Annotated in this window: 15 protein-coding genes; 11 read left to right on the forward strand and 4 right to left on the reverse strand. The window is 73.2% G+C overall.

Annotation, left to right across the window (positions count from 1 at the left end; all coding sequences use genetic code 11):
* Window positions 1-434: 434 nt before the first annotated feature.
* Window positions 435-1,544 carry a glycosyltransferase gene (locus HL189_RS03805; protein WP_369132377.1) on the reverse strand — a complete coding sequence of 370 codons (1,110 nt, stop codon included), beginning with the start codon at window positions 1,542-1,544 and terminating at the stop codon, window positions 435-437.
* Window positions 1,545-1,846: 302 nt separating this feature from the next.
* On the opposite strand from HL189_RS03805, the gene HL189_RS03810 reads away from it, so the two are divergent.
* The 6 genes from HL189_RS03810 (at window position 1,847) to HL189_RS03835 (ending at window position 8,479) form a co-directional block, all read left to right on the forward strand.
* Complete coding sequence (locus HL189_RS03810) at window positions 1,847-3,358, forward strand: sugar transferase (RefSeq protein WP_369132378.1); 1,512 nt, start codon at window positions 1,847-1,849, stop codon at window positions 3,356-3,358.
* Window positions 3,359-3,367: 9 nt separating this feature from the next.
* Window positions 3,368-4,426 carry an alpha-hydroxy acid oxidase gene (locus HL189_RS03815; protein WP_369132379.1) on the forward strand — a complete coding sequence of 353 codons (1,059 nt, stop codon included), beginning with the start codon at window positions 3,368-3,370 and terminating at the stop codon, window positions 4,424-4,426.
* Between the two features lie 133 nt (window positions 4,427-4,559).
* Window positions 4,560-5,378, forward strand: a complete 819-nt coding sequence (locus HL189_RS03820; RefSeq protein ID WP_369132380.1) for a sugar phosphate nucleotidyltransferase — start codon at window positions 4,560-4,562, stop codon at window positions 5,376-5,378.
* 193 nt (window positions 5,379-5,571) lie between these two features.
* Window positions 5,572-6,591, forward strand: coding sequence for an NAD-dependent epimerase/dehydratase family protein (locus HL189_RS03825; RefSeq protein WP_369132381.1), 1,020 nt, complete (start codon window positions 5,572-5,574; stop codon window positions 6,589-6,591).
* Entirely contained in the window at window positions 6,588-7,157 is a 570-nt protein-coding gene (gene rfbC, locus HL189_RS03830) for a dTDP-4-dehydrorhamnose 3,5-epimerase (protein ID WP_369132382.1), read from the forward strand. Before HL189_RS03825 ends, rfbC begins: the two co-directional genes overlap by 4 nt.
* Complete coding sequence (locus HL189_RS03835) at window positions 7,154-8,479, forward strand: NAD(P)H-dependent oxidoreductase (protein ID WP_369132383.1); 1,326 nt, start codon at window positions 7,154-7,156, stop codon at window positions 8,477-8,479. The genes rfbC and HL189_RS03835 overlap by 4 nt, the downstream gene beginning before the upstream one ends.
* An 84-nt stretch (window positions 8,480-8,563) precedes the next feature.
* Here the strand turns inward: HL189_RS03835 and HL189_RS03840 are convergent, their stop codons facing one another.
* On the reverse strand, window positions 8,564-9,721 hold the full coding sequence (locus HL189_RS03840) for a glycosyltransferase (RefSeq protein ID WP_369132384.1): 1,158 nt from the start codon (window positions 9,719-9,721) through the stop codon (window positions 8,564-8,566).
* A gap of 402 nt (window positions 9,722-10,123) precedes the next feature.
* Between HL189_RS03840 and HL189_RS03845 the strand changes: the two genes are divergently transcribed.
* Window positions 10,124-11,440: a glycoside hydrolase family 26 protein gene (locus HL189_RS03845; RefSeq protein WP_369132385.1), complete on the forward strand. Its 1,317-nt coding sequence runs from the start codon at window positions 10,124-10,126 to the stop codon at window positions 11,438-11,440.
* 61 nt (window positions 11,441-11,501) lie between these two features.
* Here HL189_RS03845 and HL189_RS03850 read toward each other — a convergent pair whose 3' ends face one another.
* Complete coding sequence (locus HL189_RS03850) at window positions 11,502-12,470, reverse strand: glycosyltransferase (protein WP_369132386.1); 969 nt, start codon at window positions 12,468-12,470, stop codon at window positions 11,502-11,504.
* Window positions 12,471-12,604: 134 nt separating this feature from the next.
* On the opposite strand from HL189_RS03850, the gene HL189_RS03855 reads away from it, so the two are divergent.
* From HL189_RS03855 to HL189_RS03870, 4 genes are all read left to right on the forward strand, one after another.
* Entirely contained in the window at window positions 12,605-13,711 is a 1,107-nt protein-coding gene (locus HL189_RS03855; protein ID WP_369132387.1) for a glycosyl hydrolase, read from the forward strand.
* A 72-nt stretch (window positions 13,712-13,783) separates the two neighbouring features.
* Window positions 13,784-15,106: a hypothetical protein gene (locus HL189_RS03860; RefSeq protein WP_369132388.1), complete on the forward strand. Its 1,323-nt coding sequence runs from the start codon at window positions 13,784-13,786 to the stop codon at window positions 15,104-15,106.
* 197 nt (window positions 15,107-15,303) lie between these two features.
* Window positions 15,304-16,269: a hypothetical protein gene (locus tag HL189_RS03865; protein ID WP_369132389.1), complete on the forward strand. Its 966-nt coding sequence runs from the start codon at window positions 15,304-15,306 to the stop codon at window positions 16,267-16,269.
* The gene (locus tag HL189_RS03870) at window positions 16,266-17,399 is read left to right on the forward strand and encodes a DegT/DnrJ/EryC1/StrS family aminotransferase (protein WP_369132390.1); all 1,134 of its coding nucleotides are present in this window, start codon (window positions 16,266-16,268) and stop codon (window positions 17,397-17,399) included. Before HL189_RS03865 ends, HL189_RS03870 begins: the two co-directional genes overlap by 4 nt.
* Before the next feature lie 165 nt (window positions 17,400-17,564).
* Here the strand turns inward: HL189_RS03870 and HL189_RS03875 are convergent, their stop codons facing one another.
* Window positions 17,565-18,887, reverse strand: coding sequence for a hypothetical protein (locus HL189_RS03875; RefSeq protein ID WP_369132391.1), 1,323 nt, complete (start codon window positions 18,885-18,887; stop codon window positions 17,565-17,567).
* Between the last annotated feature and the right edge of the window lie 15 nt (window positions 18,888-18,902).

Raw genomic sequence — 18,902 nt, forward strand, 5'->3', positions numbered from 1 at the left:
CTCGAAGTGTCAGGTGCCGAGCGGCACTCCTCCGGGCCCACCGGGAGCCCGCCATCGTCGACGGCGACGCAGCGCCGCCGGCCCGGGTGGACGCCCTGGCCGGCCCGGCGCCGTGCCGACGCGGTCCGCGTCGTCATCCCGCCTCGCCGCCCGATGGACCGCGCGACAGGGTCACCTCCGTGACGACCGGTGATCGTCCGCGCGGATGAGCGACCGGCCGGGGAAGTGCCGGCGCGTCCTGCCGCCTGCTCCGTCACCGTGCCCCCTCATCTCGATCACCGACCGTCGATGATGCCCCATCGGGCATCCGCACCACCGCAACCGGCGTGCGGAACCCAGGTCGTCGGCGTGGCTGTCCCCCGTCCGGGTGACAGCGCGCCCCTTCCCCGACCGGTCCGGCCCCCTCGGACCCCCGCCGGGCTCGTCGCGACGGCTCAGCGAGCCGGCTTCTTCCACTGCAGGACCCGGTCCCCGCGCAGGCACCGGACCAGGCCGCCGAGGGCGACCATCTGCAGGTACAGCACCTGGGCCGAGATGCGCAGGGGCAGGGGCAGACGGATGCCGGCCTCCTGGGCGGGCAGCGCGGCGGCGGCGGCGACGTGCCCGGCGACGAACAGCCGCGCGACCCGGCTCGTGCGCAGCGACCCCAGCGCGAGTCCTAGCAGCGCGACGTGGCTGAGCGGTCCGATCGTCGAGCGCCAGAGCTTGTGCCCCCACACCTGGGCGCTGAGGAAGCCGCGGCGCGGGTCCAGCAGCCGGCGCTTGCGCCACATCACCCACAGGCCGCCACCCAGCACGCGGGTCCGGCGCTCCCACGACATCCCCAGCGTGCCGATGGACTCCTCGCTGACCACCGCGCGCGGCTCGTAGGTGACCCGCAGACCCCGCTCCATCAGGTCCAGGGCCACCCAGAAGTCGTCGTTGGAGATGTCCGGCGGGATCGGGCGCCACGCCGACCTGCGGACCGCGCACAGCCCGCCGTCGAGCCCCAGCGTGCTCCAGATCCGCACCTCGTTGCGCTTGATCCAGGACTCGAAGCGCCAGTAGACGAGCTCGCCGCCGGAGCCCTCGAGCTTCTCGCCGGCCACCGCGCCGACACCCTCGCCGGAGAGCGCGGCGACGAGGTGGGCCAGGGCCGACGGGCCCAGCTCGTTGTTGGCGTCGGTGAGCACGACGAACTCGTGGGACGCCGCCGGGACCCCCTTGTTCAGCGCCTGCGACTTGCCGTGCCGCTCCTCCAGCAGCAGCACCCGGGCGCCGGCCGCCCGGGCGACGGCCGCGGTCTCGGGGTCGCCGTCGGCGACCACCAGCACCTCGAGCTCGCCGGGGTAGCCGTTCGCCTCGACGTTGCGCACCTTCGCGGCGATGACGCCGACCTCGAGGTGCGCCGGGATGAGCACGGTGAGGGGCGGCCAGTCGACGGGCTCGGGCCGCACGGGCACCGGCCGCAGCCGCGCCGCCAGGTGCAACCCCACCGGGTACAGCACGTGGCCGGCAGCGACCGAGACCGCCAGTGCGCCGGCCACCCAGGAGCGTCGCGTCACGTCGTCCTCAGCCGCCGGCCGGCCGGCGGAGGACATCACGTTGCGTGATTGTCCGTGCGCCGAGGGATCGCAGCAACCTACGCAGCGTAGGCAGCAGGACACTCATCGCGTTTCTCTCCCCGTGTCGCTCTCGTTCAGTGCGCATATTCGTAGCCCAACGCAGTCAAGGAGTACATGATCTTTCACGCCAGCAGGGCGGATCACCCAGCGGGCCCGTCGCCCGACGAGTGTCGCCGACGGGTGTGCCGGGATGGACTCGGTCGGCTTGCCACGACTTCTACGCCACGGGGGTTCATGTGTCCATGCTCGCGCAGGGTGACGACCTGGAACGGCGTGCCGACGAGTCCCGCCTCCGATGGTGGCGGTCCTCGCGGCTCGGGCTCCGCGGTGAGGGGACCGAGCGGCGCCGGGCGTGGCAGGCCTCCTACGTGCGCCGCATCTTCGCGGTCGACGCCCTCATCGGGGTGCTGGCGGCCACCGTCGGCTACGTCGGCCGGTTCGGTGCGGACACGCTGCCGGCGGGTGCGTCGGTGGCCTCGCTGTGGATCGCCCTGGTGCTGCCGGCGGTCTGGGTGATGGCGATGGTGTTCGCCCGCACCTACGAGCAGCGCTTCCTGTGGGTCGGTCCGGAGGAGTTCCGCCGGGTCTTCGGTGCCGCGGTGGGTCTGCTGGCGGCGGTGGCGACGGTCAGCTGGGCCTTCAAGCTGGAGGTCGCCCGTGGCCTGATCGTGCTGGCGCTGCCCCTCGCCACCCTGCTGACCCTGCTGCACCGCTACGCCGAGCGGACCTGGCTGCACCGGCGCCGCAACGACGGGCGCTTCCAGCAGACGATGGTCATCGTCGGCCACCGCAGCGGCGTCCAGGCCCTGCACGAGCAGATCCGTCGATCGGCCTACCACGGCTACCAGGTGGTGGGCGTCTGCCTGCCGCCGGACGAGTACGGCGGACCGGCGACCACCTTCGACGGCCTGCCGGTGCTCGGCGACCTCGAATCGGTCGCCGACGTGGTCATCACCCACGAGATCGACGCGGTGGCCGTCCTCCCCTCGCGCGAGCTGGAGGGGCCGGCGCTGCGCAAGCTGGGCTGGGCCCTGGAGAAGACCGAGGCCGAGCTGCTGCTGGCCCCGGCGGTCACCGAGATCGTCGGCCCGCGGGTGAACATCCGGCCGCTGTGCGGGCTGCCGCTGCTGCACATGGAGCGCCCCGAGCTGCGCGGCGTCCGGCGGCTCACCAAGGAGACGCTCGACCGGTCGCTGGCGGTGACGGGCCTGTTCCTGCTCACCCCCGCCCTGCTGGCCATCGCGCTGGCCGTCCGGCTGTCCAGCCGCGGTCCGGTCTTCTTCCGTCAGGAGAGGGTCGGCCGGGACGGCCGCCGGTTCCACATGCTCAAGTTCCGCAGCATGGTCGACGGGGCCTCCTCGATGGCCACGCTCGTCGCCGAGAACGACGGCAACGGCGTGCTCTTCAAGCTCCGCGAGGACCCCCGGGTCACCCCGGTCGGCAAGGTGCTGCGCCGGTACTCCCTGGACGAGCTGCCCCAGCTGATCAACGTCGTGCGCGGGGAGATGTCCCTGGTGGGTCCCCGGCCGCCGCTGCCGAGCGAGGTGGAGCAGTACGGCGAGGACATGCACCGCCGGTTCCTGGTGAAGCCAGGGCTCACCGGGCTGTGGCAGGTGAGCGGTCGCTCCAACCTGTCGTGGGACGATTCCGTGCGGATCGACGTCCGCTACGTGGAGAACTGGTCGCTGGCGTTCGACTTCATGATCCTCTGGAAGACCCTGGGCGCCGTGTTCCGCGGCTCCGGGGCGTACTGATCGGACGCAATGCTCACGCTGCTGCACGAACAGCTCGACGCTGCCCGCGACCGCCTCGAGCCGGCCGTCTACGACTACTACGCGGCCGGCTCGGGCGAGGAGACCACGCTGGGGGAGGCCGAGGCCGCCTGGCGCGCCTACCGGCTCCGCCCCCGGGTCCTGCACGACGTGTCCGCGGTCGACATCGGCACCGAGCTGCTCGGCGCGCGCATCGAGTCGCCGTTCCTGGTCGCCCCGATGGCCTTCCACGCCCTGGCGCACCCCGACGCCGAGTGCGCGACCGTCGCCGGCGCCGGTGCCGCCGGCTCCCTGGCGGTGGTCTCCACCCGGGCGTCGCGGCTGCTCGAGGACATCGCCGCGGCGGCGACCGGGCCGTGGTGGTTCCAGGCCTACCTGATGCGCGACCGGGGGCTGACCGAGGCGCTGGTCGGCCGGGCCGCCCAGGCCGGTGCCGGCGCCGTCGTCCTCACCGTCGACACGCCGTACGTCGGCCGGAAGGGGCGGGTCTCCGGCGTCCGGATCGCCGTGCCGGACGACGAGTTCCTGGTCAACCTCGCCCAGCACCTGCTCCCGGGGTCGATCGGCCGGGAGTCGGCCGAGCAGGACCCGTCCATGACCCCGGACGTCATCGGCCGGCTTGCCGAGGCCAGTGGTCTCCCGGTGCTGGTCAAGGGCGTGCTGCGCGGGGACGAGGCAGTCCGCTGCCTGGACGCCGGCGCCGCGGGCGTGATCGTGTCCAACCACGGGGGCCGGCAGCTCGACCGCGCCGTGCCCAGCGCGCTGGCCCTGCCCGAGGTGGTCGCGGCCGTCGACGGGCGCGCGCCGGTGCTGGTGGACGGCGGGGTGCGGACCGGCACCGACGCCCTGGTCGCCCTGGCCCTCGGCGCGAGCGCCGTCCTGGTCGGCCGTCCGCTGCTCTGGGCACTGGCCAGCGGCGGCGCTACGGGGGTCACCGGCGCCCTGGACGCGCTCGGCGCGGACCTGCGGCACGTCCTCGCGCTGGCGGGTGCGGCCCGCCTCGGCGACCTGGACCCGAGCCTGGTGACCACCTCCCGCCTGCCCGGGTGACGCGCGGGACGCCGAGATCTCACCCGATCGGGCGACCCCTCACGGACCGTTGCCGGTTCCCCCCGGTGTCCGGTGCCGCATACGCTCCGAAGGACCGGCAGGACCTGCCGCCGTACGAGGAACTGAGGAACTGATGAACCACCGTCCAGACGTCGCACCGGCGGACATCCCCGTCGTCATCCTCTGCGGGGGCATGGGCACCCGTCTGCGGGAGGCGAGCGAGCAGCTGCCCAAGGGCCTCGTGGACATCGGTGGCCGGCCGGTGCTGTGGCACATCATGAAGACCTACAGCCACTACGGGTTCCGGCGCTTCGTCCTGTGCCTGGGCTACAAGGGCGACATGATCAAGGACTACTTCGTCGACCACCGCGAGCGGATGAACGACTTCACCCTCCGGATGCGGGGCGACCACGAGCTGGAGTTCCACACCAACGTGGCCGACGAGGACTGGGAGATCACCTTCGCCGAGACGGGGCTGACCACGGCCACCGGCGCCCGGATCGCCCGGGTCGCGAAGTACCTGGACACCCCCCGCTTCGCGCTCACCTACGGCGACGGGATCGGCGCGGTCGACCTGCCGGCCGTGCTCAAGGCGCACGTGGCGTCCGGCAAGCTGGGCACGCTGACCGGCGTCCACCCCAGCGGCCGCTACGGCGAGATGGTGATCGAGGGTGACGACGTCACCGCGTTCAACGAGAAGCAGCCGCAGACCGGCTACGTCAACGGTGGTTTCTTCTTCTTCGAGCGCGAGTTCGTGGACCAGTACCTCGACCCGGAGGCCACCGAGGTCATGCTCGAGCACGCCCCGCTGCAGCGCCTCGCGCGCGACGGCCAGCTCGGCGTCCACCGGCACGAGGGGTTCTGGATGGGGATGGACACCTTCCGCGACTGGAAGGAGCTCAACAGCCTCTGGGACGACGGCCACGCGGAGTGGAAGGTCTGGGAGGACTGAGGGCGGTTGCCCAGCACGGGCCCCGGTCACGACTCACCCGGAGTGGGGAGCCGCGGCCGCGGGCCAGAGCCCGCGTGCCTTGATCCAGGCCGAGGACGGGTACCAATTCCGGAGAGCAACCCGCGGGACGCGGCGCAACGGTCGTGTCCTGGCACAGTCAATCAACGAGGCGAGGGCGACGAGCGTGCGCATCATGGTCACCGGCACCGAGGGCTACCTCGGCTGCCTCACTGCTCAGGAACTGCTCCGGGCCGGCCACCAGGTGGTGGGGGTCGACACCGGTTACTACAAGCACGGCTGGCTCTACCCGGGGCTGGAGCGGGTGCCCGAGACGCTGGCGCTGGACATCCGCCGCATCGAGCCCCGGCACTTCGAGGGCGTGGACGCCGTCGTCCACATGGCCGAGCTCTCCAACGACCCGATCGGTGACCTGATCGGGGACATCACCTACGAGATCAACCACAAGGGCTCGGTGCACCTGGCCCAGCTGGCCAAGGACGCCGGGGTCTCCCGGTTCGTCTACATGTCCTCGTGCAGCGTCTACGGCGTCGCCGACGGCACCGTCGACGAGAGCAGCCCGGTCGACCCGCAGACCTCCTACGCCCGGTGCAAGGCGCTGGTCGAGGGCGACCTCGCGCCGATGGCCGACGACGACTTCTCGCCGACCTTCCTGCGCAACGCCACCGCGTTCGGCGCCAGCCCGCGGATGCGCTTCGACATCGTGCTGAACAACCTGTCCGGCCTGGCCTGGACGACGAAGAAGATCGCGATGACCAGCGACGGCTCGCCGTGGCGGCCGCTGGTGCACGCCCTGGACATCGCCAAGGCGATCCGGATGACGCTGGAGAGCCCGCGCGAGCGGGTGCACGGCGCGATCTTCAACGTGGGCAGCGAGGAGAACAACTACCGGGTGCGCGACATCGCCGAGATCGTGGCCGCCGAGTTCCCCGGCTGCGAGCTCAGCTTCGGCGACCCGAGCGCGGACAACCGCAGCTACCGGGTGGCCTTCGACAAGATCCGCGAGGTGCTGCCCGGCTACGAGACCGACTGGGACGCCAAGGCCGGCGCCGCCCAGCTGCACCGCATCTTCGAGGCCATCGACCTCGACGAGGCGACCTTCACCGGTCGCGGCCACACCCGGCTCAAGCAGATCGAGTACCTGATGCGCACCCAGCAGGTCGACCCGCAGCTCTACTGGAAGGCGCCCTCGTGAAGTACACCCCCCTGGGCGTCGACGGCGTCCACCTGGTCGAGATGGAGCCGTTCTCCGACGAGCGCGGCTTCTTCGCCCGCTCGTTCGACACCGCCGAGTTCGAGCAGCACGGCATGCGGCCCGAGGTGGCGCAGTGCAACGTGTCGTTCAACCACCGAGCCGGCACGCTGCGCGGGCTGCACCTGTCGCTGCCCGGGCACCCGGAGGCCAAGTTCATCCGGTGCACGCGCGGGGCGATCGTCGACGTCGCGGTCGACGTCCGCCCGGACTCGCCGACCTACCTCCAGCACGTCGCGGTCGAGCTGACCGCGGAGAACCGGACGGCGCTGTACCTGCCCCCGCACCTGGCGCACGCCTACCAGACGCTCACCGACGACACCGAGGTGCTGTACATGGTGAGCGTGCCCTACGCGCCCGGAGCCGAGATGGGCTTCCGGTACGACGACCCGGCGTTCGGCGTGGAGTGGCCGCTGCCGGTCTCGGTGATCTCGGACAAGGACGCCGCCTGGGCGCCGTTCGACGCCGACGCCAACACCGAGCGCTTCGCAACGGGGGTGCGCGCATGATCGTCGTCGACACCCTCCTGCAGCAGCGGCAGACCGAGGGCCGCCCGGTCGGGATGGGCCTGGTGGGTGCCGGCTTCATGGCCCGGGGCCTGGTCAACCAGGTGGTCAACAGCACGCCCGGCATGCAGCTGGTCGGGGTCTCCAACCGGACGCCGAGTCGGGCGCACGACATCGTCACCGAGGCCGGCGCCGTGCCAGCCGCCGCCGAGAGCGGCTCGGCCGTCGACCGGATCGCGGCCCGCGGCGAGGTCGCGGTGACCGACGACTTCTCGGTGCTGCTCGCCAGCGACCGGGTGGACGTCGTCGTCGACGCGACCGGGTCCGTGCCCTTCGGCGCCGAGCTGGCGCTGGCCTGCATCGCCGCGGGCAAGCACCTCGTGCTGCTCAACGCCGAGGTCGACGCCACCCTGGGCCCGCTGCTGGTGACCAGGGCCGACGCGGCCGGGATCGTCTACACCGGGGCCGACGGCGACCAGCCCGGCGTCCAGATGAACTTGATCCGGTTCGTGCGGCAGCTGGGACTCACCCCGCGGGTCGCCGGCAACATCAAGGGCCTGCAGGACCCCTACCGCAACCCCACGACCCAGGAGGGGTTCGCCAAGCGCTGGGGGCAGGACCCCTGGATGGTGACCAGCTTCGCCGACGGCACGAAGGTGAGCGTCGAGCAGGCGCTGGTCGCCAACGCCGCGGGGCTGACCGTGCACGAGCGCGGCATGCTCGGCATGGACCACACCGGTCACGTCGACGAGCTCACCGGCGTCTACGACGTCGAGGAGCTGCGGGCCCTCGGCGGTGCCGTGGACTACGTGGTCGGCGCCAAGCCCGGACCAGGGGTCTACGTGCTCGCCGAGCACGACGACCCCAAGCAGCGGCACTACCTGGAGCTGTACAAGCTGGGCACCGGCCCGCTGTACAGCTTCTACACGCCGTACCACCTGTGCCACTTCGAGGTCCCGACGACCGTCGCCCGGGCCGCGCTGCTCGGCGACGCCACGATCCGCCCGGCGGGCGCGCCGCTGGTCGACGTCGTCACCGTGGCCAAGACCGACCTGGCGGCCGGCACCGAGCTGGACCGCCCGGGTGGGTACCACTACTACGGCGAGGCCGAGCGGGCCGACGTGACGCACGGCAGCGGGCTGCTCCCGGTCGGTCTGGCCGAGGGAGCCCGGCTGCTCCGCGACGTCGCCAAGGACGAGGTCATCCGGTACGGCGACGTGGAGCTCCCGGCCGGCCGGCTGGTCGACCGGCTGCGCGCTGAGCAGGACGAGCTGTTCTTCGGCTCGGCCGCGGCCGACGAGGCGCGGGCGACGACCGCCCCCTGAGGGGGCTGAACGGGTCGACGAGGCCCCGGGGGTGCACGGCCGACCCCGGGGCCTCGTCGCGTCCACCGGGTCCGGGGAGAGCGGTCAGTCCTCGGCGCCCGGCCGGGCCGCGAGCGCGGACAGCAGCGGGCGCACCGCGGCGTCCCAGGAGTGGTCGGCGGCGACCGCGGCCGCCCCCTCCCGGCCCAGGGCTGCGGCGCGCTCGGGGTCCGAGAGCAGCTCGGCCACGGCTGCGGCCATGCGCTCCGGGTCGTCCTCGGCGACCACGCCGCGGCCGATGAGGTCCTCCAGGCCCTCGACGCCGATCCGGGTGGCGACCACCGGCCGCCCCGCGGCCAGCGCCTCGAGGATCTTCAGCCGGGAGCCGCCGCCGGCCAGCAGCGGCGCGAGGCACACCCGGGTCTTCGCGTACCAGGGCGCCAGGTCGTCGACGGTGCCGGTGACCTCCACGTCGGGGCCGGCGAGCCGGCGGACCCGCTCGGCCGGGTCCCGGCCCACCAGCTGCAGGTGGGCGCCCGGCACCCGCGCGGTGACGCGGGGCCAGACCTCCTTGGTGAACCAGGTCGCCGCGTCGACGTTGGGGCCCCAGGACATCAGCGCCACCAGGCTGGCGACCGGCGCCTCGGCCGGGGGCAGGGGGGCGACCTCGTCCCAGGCGTTGGGCACCACGACGACGCGGGGGTGGTCGACCACCCCGGCGAGCGTCTGCCGGTCCGCCTCGCTCACCACGGCCACCACGTCGACGTCGGAGACCCGGCGCTCGGCCGCCCGCAGCGCCCGCGCCTCGGCGGAGAACACCAGCTTCCGGGGGCCCGACGCGGTGTCCGCCATGCGCCGCATGAGCTGGGACTCGACGTTGTGCATGTCCACGACCCGGAGCCCCGCGCGGAGGCCGGCCGCGTAGGGCAGCAGCTGCACGTGCTCGACCACGAGGGCGTCCGTCGGGGTCTGCGCGGCCTCGGCCACGGCCCGGGCCAGCCGGGGGTCCCAGAACCGAGCCCCGGTGATCGTGCGCGTCCGGACCAGCCCGCGGGCGACGTCGGCGGGGCGCCGGGTGAGCGGCACGGCCCGGACGTCGATCCCCTCGGCGCGCAGGGGCTCGACGTCCTCGTTCGGCCCGGTGAACGCGCACAGGGTGACCGGGCCCTGCCGGCGCAGCGCGCGGACGATGCCCAGCACGCGGCGCTTGTCGCCGCTGTTGGGCGGCCAGGGGACGAACTTGGCCACGACAGTGCTGCGCACCGAACGGCTCCTCGGTCGAAGGACGGGTCGACGCAACCTATCGCCTCGGCTCGGGAACCCGGGTCCGGGCGTGTCGTCACAGGACGCACCGGAAAGGTGAGCCAGCTCATAGTTTCACCGTTGTCATTCATTTCCGCAGGTCAGAGCGACTGCCGAGATGTGCGCGCGGGTGGATCCGGTGACGGGTGAGGTGCCTGGGACTGTTGATCACTACAAGTGACTAGAGCGTTGCTGTGTGGTCGTGCCAGCATTCGATCCGTCGCTGACGCAACACGGACAGTGGTTTCCACGCCGCTCGTGTTGCTCGGCGGAACCCTCCTCGGGCCTCTGGCCCGGACCGCTCCGCACACGCCCGCCGGCCGGCACCCGCCGCGCCGCCCTGCCCCGAGAGGCCACGCTTCGATGCGTCACGCCCAGTCCCGTCTGTCCCGGCTGCGCCGGAGCCCGCGGGCCTCGCTGAGCCTGGTGACCGCCGTCTGCGCCGTCACCACGCTCAGCTTCAGCGTCTCCACGAGCCTCGGCTCGGCCGACCCCGAGGTCGCCGAGTCCGCAGCTGCCTCGCAGGACGCCGGCGAGCTGGCGGCGGGCGTGCCGACCGACCCGAGCATCTCCGCTGCCCAGGCCCCCGCCGAGGCCGTGACCTCCGCGGTCGCGGAGGACACCGCGGCGTCGGCCGAGGTCCCGGACGACACGGAGGAGACCGAGGAGACCGCCACCACGGCGGGCAGCGGCCCGGCCGCCTCCGCGCGGTCCCAGACGGCGGCCGCCGCCCCGGCGCCCGTCGCCGTCCCGGCGCCTCCCGCTGCCGGAGCGGCCGGCAGCGCACTCACCGCCACCGTGCCGGCGGGGACCTGGCTGTCCGGCGCATCCGGCGACGGCGTGGCCGACGGCTCGTTCGCGAAGTGGCGGGGCAGCCCGGTGACCATCGGTGGCACCTGGGCGGACAACAACGAGGCCATGACCGAGCTCTGGCAGCTGGACCCCGGCGGGGAGTTCGGCAAGTGGAACCAGGCGCTGGACATCGCGATCGGCGCCATCGGTGACGGCGAGTCCTGGCAGCAGGCCGCCAACGGCGCCTACGACCAGCGCTGGCGGGAGTCGCTCACCAACCTGAAGGCCAAGTGGGGCAACCGGACGGCGCCGCTGTTCATCCGCTTCGCCCACGAGATGAACGGCAACTGGTACGCCTGGTCGGTCGACAAGGGCGACAAGGACGCCTTCGTCGCCGCGTGGCGGCACTTCCGCGAGCTGCAGCAGGAGATCTTCCCGGCCGCCAAGCTCGTCTTCTGCGTCAACCGCGAGTCGGTGGGCAGCGGCTTCGACTGGCGCGAGTCCTTCCCGGGCGCCCAGTACGTCGACGTGATGGCCGTCGACTACTACAACCAGTACCCCTACGTCGCCACCGCGGCCGACTGGGCCAAGTCGCTGACCGCCACCGACGGCCACGGCGCTCCCAAGGGGCTGGCGAAGCACCTGGAGTTCGCCCGCAGCGTCGGCCTGCCGCTGGCCGTCCCGGAGTGGTCGGGCAACGCCGACGAGGGCGACTCGGCTGCCTTCATCCAGGGGATGGGCGACTTCTTCCGCACCAACGCCGGCGGCGGCGCCGGGCAGATCGCCTACGACGTCATGTTCAACATCGACAAGGACGGCGGCCGCTGGCTGCTCTACGGGGACACCCGGATGCCGGCCTCGGCCCAGGCCTACCAGAGCGCCTTCTGACCGACCGCTGACCACGCCGGGGGCGTCCCTTCCAGGGGCGCCCCCGGCGTCGTCCGTGCGGTCAGTCGCGGGACGTCACCTGGCGCCCGCCGACGAAGGCGCGGCCGGTGAAGGCGCCCAGCGCGTAGGCCCAGTGCTCGTCGGCGCGGCGCCGGTCCCGCCGCAGCCGCTGCTCCAGGGTGCGGACGGCGTAGCCGAGCCCGATGAGCGCGGTCATCACCTCGGCGGGCACGCGCGGGTGGTACTTCCGCAGGTAGCGGGCCATCGAGGCGCCCCGCAGCCGCATCATCTCCAGCGACGGCGCGCCGGACCCCCCGCTGGACCCGGAGATCAGCACGTCGGTGCGCAGCCGCTCCACCATGCCGTGCCGGCGGCTCACCCGCCCGAAGGCCATGTCCTCGTTGTAGACGTAGAAGTCCTCGTCGAAGCAGCCCAGGTCCAGGAACGTCTGCCGGCGCACCGCCATGCAGGCCCCGGTGACCCAGTCCACGTGCACGGGGGCGCCCAGCTCGGGCCGGGCGTAGATGCCGATTCCGGGGAACCGCTTGTGCAGCGCCACGGCGTGCACGGCGGCACGCCGGAGGGAGGGCTCCCAGCCGCCGACGCCCAGCTGCGACCGGCCGTCGGCCTCCAGGAGGGTCCCGGCGCTCGCCGAGCACCGCGGGTCGGTGGCCACGTCGGACACCAGGGTGGCCAGGTCCGCCGTCGTCGGCCGGGTGTCGGGGTTGATGAAGACCAGGTGCTCGGCGGTGGAGGTGCGGGCGCCGAGGTTGGCCGCCCGGGCGAAGCCGACGCCGCCGCCGCGCAGGTAGCGCCCGTTCCGGCGGGCCAGGACGACCTCCTCCAGGCCGTCGGAGCCGTCGGAGTTGTCCACGACGACCAGCGGCAGGTCCGAGGGCAGCCCGGCGAGCATCTGCTCCACCTGGGCGCGGCTCCGGTAGGCGACGACGACGGCCTCGACGTCCCGCAGGGGCGCGGGGTCGGTGGTCGGCTGGTCGGGCCGGGTGGCCGGTGCGCCGTGCTGTGTCAAGATCGCATCCTCCAGGGCACTTCAGACTCCTGTCGCTCGACGGTAGGTTCTGGGGTGGACCCACCGGCCCGGTCACCGGGCCGGACCTCACCCTGCCCGCCTGCCCGGCACGATCGGACACCGGAGACTCCCACGTGACGCACCGGATCGGGAACGACCGACCACCCGGCCGGGCGACCTCGGTCCTCGATCGGGCGGTCCAGGTGGCGTCCGGCGTGCGGCGCGGCCGCGGTCCGCGGTGGCCGGTGATGCTCGGCATCGGCGTCCTGGTGCTGGTGCTGGTGGTCACCGTCGTCCTCGCCCTGCTGCCCGAGGACCGTGAGCCGGTGGCGCAGCCGGCCGACACCACCGTCTCGCCCCCGGCGCCGTGGCTGTCCGGCGCCGCCGGGATCGGCGTCGTCGACGGGGACTTCGGGGCCTGGCGTGGCCGGCCGGTCGAGATCTCCGCCACCTGGGCGGACAACGACGAGGCCATGGTGGAGCTCTGGCAGCTGCAGCCCGGCGAGGAGTTCGGGGACTGGGACCTCCCCCTGGACATCGCCATCGGCGCGTTCTCCGAGGACGACGGCAGCTGGGCGGACGCGGCCGGGGGGGCCTACGACGACCGCTGGGAGGAGTCGCTGACCAACCTCCGGGAGCTGCGCGCGGACCGGCCGGGGACGACCTACGTCCGGTTCGCGCACGAGATGAACGGCGACTGGTACGCGTGGTCGGTCGAGGAGGACGACGCCGAGGACTTCGCGGACGCCTGGCGCCGGTTCCGCGCGCTGCAGGAGGAGGTCTACCCCGAGGCGCAACTGGTGTTCTGCGTGAACCGCGAGTCGGTGGGCACCGGCCTGGACTGGCGCGAGCTGTTCCCGGGCGCCGAGCACGTGGACGTGCTGGCCGTCGACTACTACAACACCTCGCCGCCGGTCAGCACGGCGGAGGAGTGGGCGGACTCCCTCGACGACACCGACGAGTGGGGCGGGCCCCGGGGGCTGGACCAGCACCTGGCCTTCGCCGAGAGCGTCGGGCTCCCCCTCGCCGTGCCGGAGTGGTCGGGCAACGCCGACGAGGGGGACTCGCCGGCCTTCATCGAGGGCATGTACGAGTTCTTCGACACCCACGGCGGCTCCGGCCCCGGGCAGCTGCTCTACGAGATCCAGTTCAACGAGGAGAAGGACGACGACAACTGGGCGCTGTACGACCCGACCACCCGGATGCCGCTGTCGGCGGAGACCTACCAGCGACTCTGGTGACCTCACCCGGTCGGGGGAGCAGCGGCTTCCCGGCACCCCCCCGCGTCACGCCGTCGAGGTAGCCTCCGCCGAGTGACCGTTCGCGCCCGCCTGTCCGCCCTGCAGGGCCGAGGCCTGCGGCAGGTCGCCGGCCGCGCGGGGTGGAACTTCGCCGACCAGGCGGTCTCCAGCGCCACGAACATGGTGCTGTCGCTGCTGGCCGCCCGGGCGCTGAGCGTCGACGGGTTCGGCGCGTTCTCCGTCGCCTTCACCATCTACACGTTCCTGATCTCCGGCGGCCGCTCGCTGATCAGCCGGCCGCTGGCGGTGCGCTTCGCCGCCGCGAGCCAGGCGCAGTTCCGCACGGCGGCCCAGGCGACGACCGGCGCCACCGTCGTCCTCGGCATCGTCTCCGGCCTGGTCGTCGCCGCGGTCGGCGCCTCGATGAGCGGCGACCTGGGCACCTCCCTGCTGTGCATGGGGGTGCTGCTGCCCGGGCTGCTGCTGCAGGACGCCTGGCGGGTGGTCTTCACCACCGAGGGCCGTCCGTCGGCCGCCTTCGTCAACGACCTGGTCTGGGGACTGGTCCAGATCGGCCTGGTGGCCGCGGTCCTCGCGCTCGACCGGGAGAGCGCGGTCACCGTGCTCCTCGCCTGGGGCGGTGCCGCGCTGGTGGCCGCGGTGCTGGGCTGCTTCCAGTTCCGCGGGATCCCGAAGGTGCTCGCCAGCGCCGGCTGGATGCGCGACCAGCGGGACCTGCTTAAGTACTACTTCGCGTCCTTCATCACGATCATGGGGGCCAACCAGCTCACGCTGCTGCTGATCGCCGCCCTGGGGACCGCCGCCGACGTCGGTGCGCTGCGGGCGGCGCAGGTGGTGCTCGGGCCGCTGAACCTCGTCGGGTACGCGCTGAGCGCGTTCGCCATCCCGGAGATCGCCCGCCGCAAGCTGTCCGGCCGGCGGGCGATCCAGGCGGCCGGGGCGCTGTCGGCGGTGCTCGTGGCAGCCAACCTGGTCTGGGGCGGGATCATGCTGGCGCTGCCGGACCGGGTCGGGGTCGCCCTGCTCGGCGCCTCGTGGGAGCCGGCCCAGTCCGTGCTGCCCGCGACGCTGCTGGGCCTGGTCGCCATCGCAGCCGGCTTCGGCGCGAGCTCGCTGCTGGTGGCGCTCGGCTACGCCCGGGAGACGTTCCGGATCAACTGCCTGCTGGCGCCGGGCTTCCTGGTCTTCGGGCTCGGCGGCCTGGAGTTGTGGGGCGCCCCGGGAGCCGCGCTCGGGCTGTCCCTGGCACAGGTGGTCGTCGCGCCGGCGATCTGGTGGCGGGTGCTGCTGCTCATGCGCGGCGGTGGCGGCGGGCGTCGTCCCCCCGCCGACGGGCCCGGCGCCGCGCAGGCACCCGCCCTCGACCGGGCATAGGGCTAAAGGGTGAATCCCCCTTCCAGGGTGGCCGTCGTCCTGAGATCGTTCCCCTGAGCACGGCGAGGGACCACGGGGGTCGAGAAAGAACGCATGCACGTCCGTCGGCCGCTGGCCGGCCAGTCCAGTCCCATGACCGTGGGCGGGGCGCCGTGAGGCCGCCGGGTCGCCGCACCCCCGCCACGAAGGAGAACGCGATGTCGTCTGGCCCCAGGTCCCGTCTGCGGGTCCTCTACCGGCACTACGGCGGTGACAACACCAAGCCGCGTCCGCCGTACTACAGCAAGATGCTCGCGCTCACGTCGCTGCTGCGCGCCGCGGACGCCCTGGACACCCCGCCGGAGCTGGTCTACATCAACGACCAGGTGCGGCCCGGGCCGGTCTTGTCGCTGATGGAGTCCACCGGCGAGGTGGTGGAGGCCCGCGGCGGCAGCGACTCCCGCTCGTACCGGTTCATGCTCGAGCGCGAGGCGGCCCGCTCCGCGCCGGCCGAGCAGTTCCTCTGGTTCTCCGAGGACGACTACCTGTACCGGCCCGACGCCCTGCGGCACCTCGTCGCCGGTGCCGCGACGCTGAGCGACGTCGACTACCTGACGATGTACGGGTCGCGGGCGCTGGACACCGGAGCGAGTGGCCGGCGCGTGGTGCGCCGCTCGGTGACCGGCGCGGCCGGCGACCCCGCGGCGGTGACGATCGGCGACGTGCAGTGGTACCACGCCGTCTCGACGACCAGCACCTTCGGCACCCGGCTCGGCACGCTGCGGGAGGACCTGCGGCTGCTGAACCTGTGCGCGGTCAGCGGCGGCTCCTGGGACCACACCACCGCGCTGGCCATCGCCGGTTTCCTGCCCTTCACCGGCGCTCAGCTGCGCGCCGACCTGCTCCCCGGGCGGTCCGTGCCGCTCGTCGGGTGGCCGCGCACGATCATGCGGGGCGGCGTCCGCCTGGCCGTCACCGCGCGGTCGCTGCGCCGGCCCTCGCACCGGCGGCGCCTCTTCGCCGTCGACCCCGAGCTGATCTCGCACATGGAGAGCGAGCAGCCCGGATCCCGCCCCGAGCCGAGCGCGCGCACCGCCGCGACGGACTGGGCGGCCATCGCCGAGGCGACCTCCGCCTGGGCCGAGGAACGGGGGATCTCCGTGGACCAGCAGGTGACGTCGTGAACCCGATCCCCTTCCTCCGTCCCCAGCTGCCGTCCCTGGAGGCCATCGGCGCCTACTACCGGCTGGCCGAGGAGGCGCGCTTCTACTCGAACGGCGGGCCGTGCGAGCGGCTGCTGCGGGAGCGGCTGTCGGACCACCTCGGCGGGGTGGGCTGCGTGCCGGTCCACAACGCCACCAGCGGGATCACGATCGCCGTCCGCGCGGTCACCGACGCCGCGGGGACGGGGGACCGGCGCTTCGTCGTCATGCCCTCCTACACGTTCGTCGCCACGGCGGGCGCGGTGCGGATGCTCGGCTACGAGCCGCTGTTCATCGACGTCGAGCCCGCCGCCTGGCAGATGGACGGCGAGGCGCTGACCGACGTGCTGACCCAGCGGGGCACCGAGGTCGCCGCGGTGCTCGGCACGCACACCTTCGGGCTGCCGCCGGCGGCGAAGGTGCAGCAGGGCTGGCAGGAGATCTGCGCCGAGCACGGTGTGCCGCTGGTCATCGACGCCGCCGCCGGCTTCGGTGCGGTCGACGACACCGGCACGCTCACCGGCCGCGACCAGGCGCCGCACGTCTTCTCGTTCCACGCCACCAAGACCTTCGGCATCGGTGAGGGCGGCCTGGTGACCACCCTGGACGCGGACCTGCTGGAGCGCATCGACGCGCTGCACTCGTTCGGCTTCGTGCAGGGCCGGCTGGCCACCTACGCGGGCGTCAACGCCAAGATGGACGAGCTGCACGCGGCGAGCGCGCTCGCCGTGCTGGACGGGTTCGACGAGATCCTGCGGCGTCGTCGCGAGATCGCCGCGTACTACCGGGAGCACCTCGAGCCGCACGGGTTCGCCTTCCAGACCGGCGCCGCGGGCGGCACCTGGCAGGCCGGCTACCTGGTCGCCCCCGATGCGGCGACCCGGGCCGCGGTGCTCAGCGGTGCGGCTGCGGCGTCCGTGGGGGTCACCGCCTACTACGACCGGCCGGTCCACCGGCACCCCGCCTACGCCGACGCGCCGGTGCACGGCGGCATGACGGTGACCGACGACCTCGCGGCGCGGGCCCTCGCCCTGCCGATGGCCAACGACCTGTCCGAGCAGGAGCGGCAGCGGGTGGTCGAGGTCGTCCTCGACGCGGCCCGGGGCCGGTAGCACAGAGCGCACACCACGCCCCCGGCGCCCAGGACCCTGGGCGCCGGGGGCGTTCGCGTTCCCGGGGTCCGGCGGGCCCGGAGCACCCGGATGTGCCGACGCTCGTGCTCTGAGTGCGCCCGGCACTCAGAGCACGAGCGTCCGCAGGGGAACTCGTGGCGGTCGTCAGCCGATGGGCGAGGGTTCCTTCGGTGACCGGTCCTCGGCGGCACCCAGGCCGGCGAGCAGCCACACGAGGACGGCGGTCTGCGGCTGGAGCAGCGCCCCGGACAGCACGAAGGTCATGAACACCATCGCCGCCGGGATCACCCGCCACGGCGCCCGGTCGATCGTGGCCAGGACGAGGAAGAGGATGAACAGGCCGCCGGCGAGGAGCCCGTACTCGAACACCAGCTTCGGCACCGTCGAGTACAGGACGTCGGTGCCGTTCACCGTGACCTCCTCGCTGGGCAGGACGCGGTCCACGGCTCCCGGGCCGGCTCCGATGAAGAAGCGCACCGGGTCGTCCATCAGCCCGTTCCAGGCCGCCTGGAAGGGCAGGTTGAAGCGGGCGTTGCCGCTCGTCCCCTCCTTGCCGAACTCCCCTTGGCGCTCGAGCAGGAACGTCCCGACCGGGCTGAAGTAGAGCAGCACCGGGATGAATGCGCCGACGACCACGTAGCTGGGCCGCAGCAGCCGGGGCGCACGCAGCAGCAGCAGCCCCCCGCCGACGCCCAGCAGGACCAGGCCCGTTCCCGAGACCGCCGAGGCCAGGCCGCCGGCGAGGATCAGCAGCTGCCACGCGCGGACGCGGAGCAGGATGCCGATCAGGATGGCCAGGGCGCAGAACTGGGAGAGGAACGACGGCTCGAGCAGCACGAACGACGCGGACTTCCAAATGTCGACGCCGTAGCTGACCTCGTTGTCGTAGTTGTACATCGGGATCCGGAAGTCGCTCGGGACCACCAGCTCCAGCAGGTCCGCGTGCTCCCACACCCCGATCAGCTGGGCGCTCAGCTGCGCCATCCCGACGACGGAGAGCACCAGCATGGTCCGGAGGAAGGTCCGGCCGGCCCGGGCCACGACGGCGGCCCCGTACGGCCCGCGGACGCAGAACGCCCACGGCAGGTACAGCACGACCAGCAGCGCCAACGAGGTCAGCGAGAACTTGTCGTCGACGCCCCGGATGGAGACGGCGGCCGTGGTCAGCAGCAGCGCGCTCACCGCGACCGTCAGCAGCCCGGCCCGCACCCGGCTGACCACGACCATCTGCGTGGCGATGGAGACGGCGAGGAACGCGTAGGCCAGCGGGACGGCGATGGACACGGAGGTGCCCCCGACGCTGACGCCGATCCGCTGCAGGACCAGGAGCACGACGACGAAGACCGACACCAGCCGCAGGTACCAGTCCGGCGGGAGCGGGGTGCCGCCGCTGCGGCGGCGGACCGGCGCCGCAGGAGGCGCTGCCACTGGAGGCGCGGCCACCTCGGTGGGTCGGGTGAGGGTCACGGCGGGCGCGTCCTC

The organism is Modestobacter sp. I12A-02662 (genome assembly GCF_041028325.1).
Taxonomy (GTDB): domain Bacteria; phylum Actinomycetota; class Actinomycetes; order Mycobacteriales; family Geodermatophilaceae; genus Modestobacter.

Bases quoted from the DNA above. Each gene is read 5' to 3' on its own strand.
- HL189_RS03810 (WP_369132378.1), top strand. From the start codon at position 1,847: ATGCTCGCGCAGGGTGACGACCTGGAACGGCGTGCCGACGAGTCCCGC.
- HL189_RS03815 (WP_369132379.1), top strand. From the start codon at position 3,368: ATGCTCACGCTGCTGCACGAACAGCTCGACGCTGCCCGCGACCGCCTC.
- HL189_RS03820 (WP_369132380.1), top strand. From the start codon at position 4,560: ATGAACCACCGTCCAGACGTCGCACCGGCGGACATCCCCGTCGTCATC.
- HL189_RS03825 (WP_369132381.1), top strand. From the start codon at position 5,572: ATGGTCACCGGCACCGAGGGCTACCTCGGCTGCCTCACTGCTCAGGAA.
- HL189_RS03835 (WP_369132383.1), top strand. From the start codon at position 7,154: ATGATCGTCGTCGACACCCTCCTGCAGCAGCGGCAGACCGAGGGCCGC.
- HL189_RS03845 (WP_369132385.1), top strand. From the start codon at position 10,124: ATGCGTCACGCCCAGTCCCGTCTGTCCCGGCTGCGCCGGAGCCCGCGG.
- HL189_RS03865 (WP_369132389.1), top strand. From the start codon at position 15,304: ATGTCGTCTGGCCCCAGGTCCCGTCTGCGGGTCCTCTACCGGCACTAC.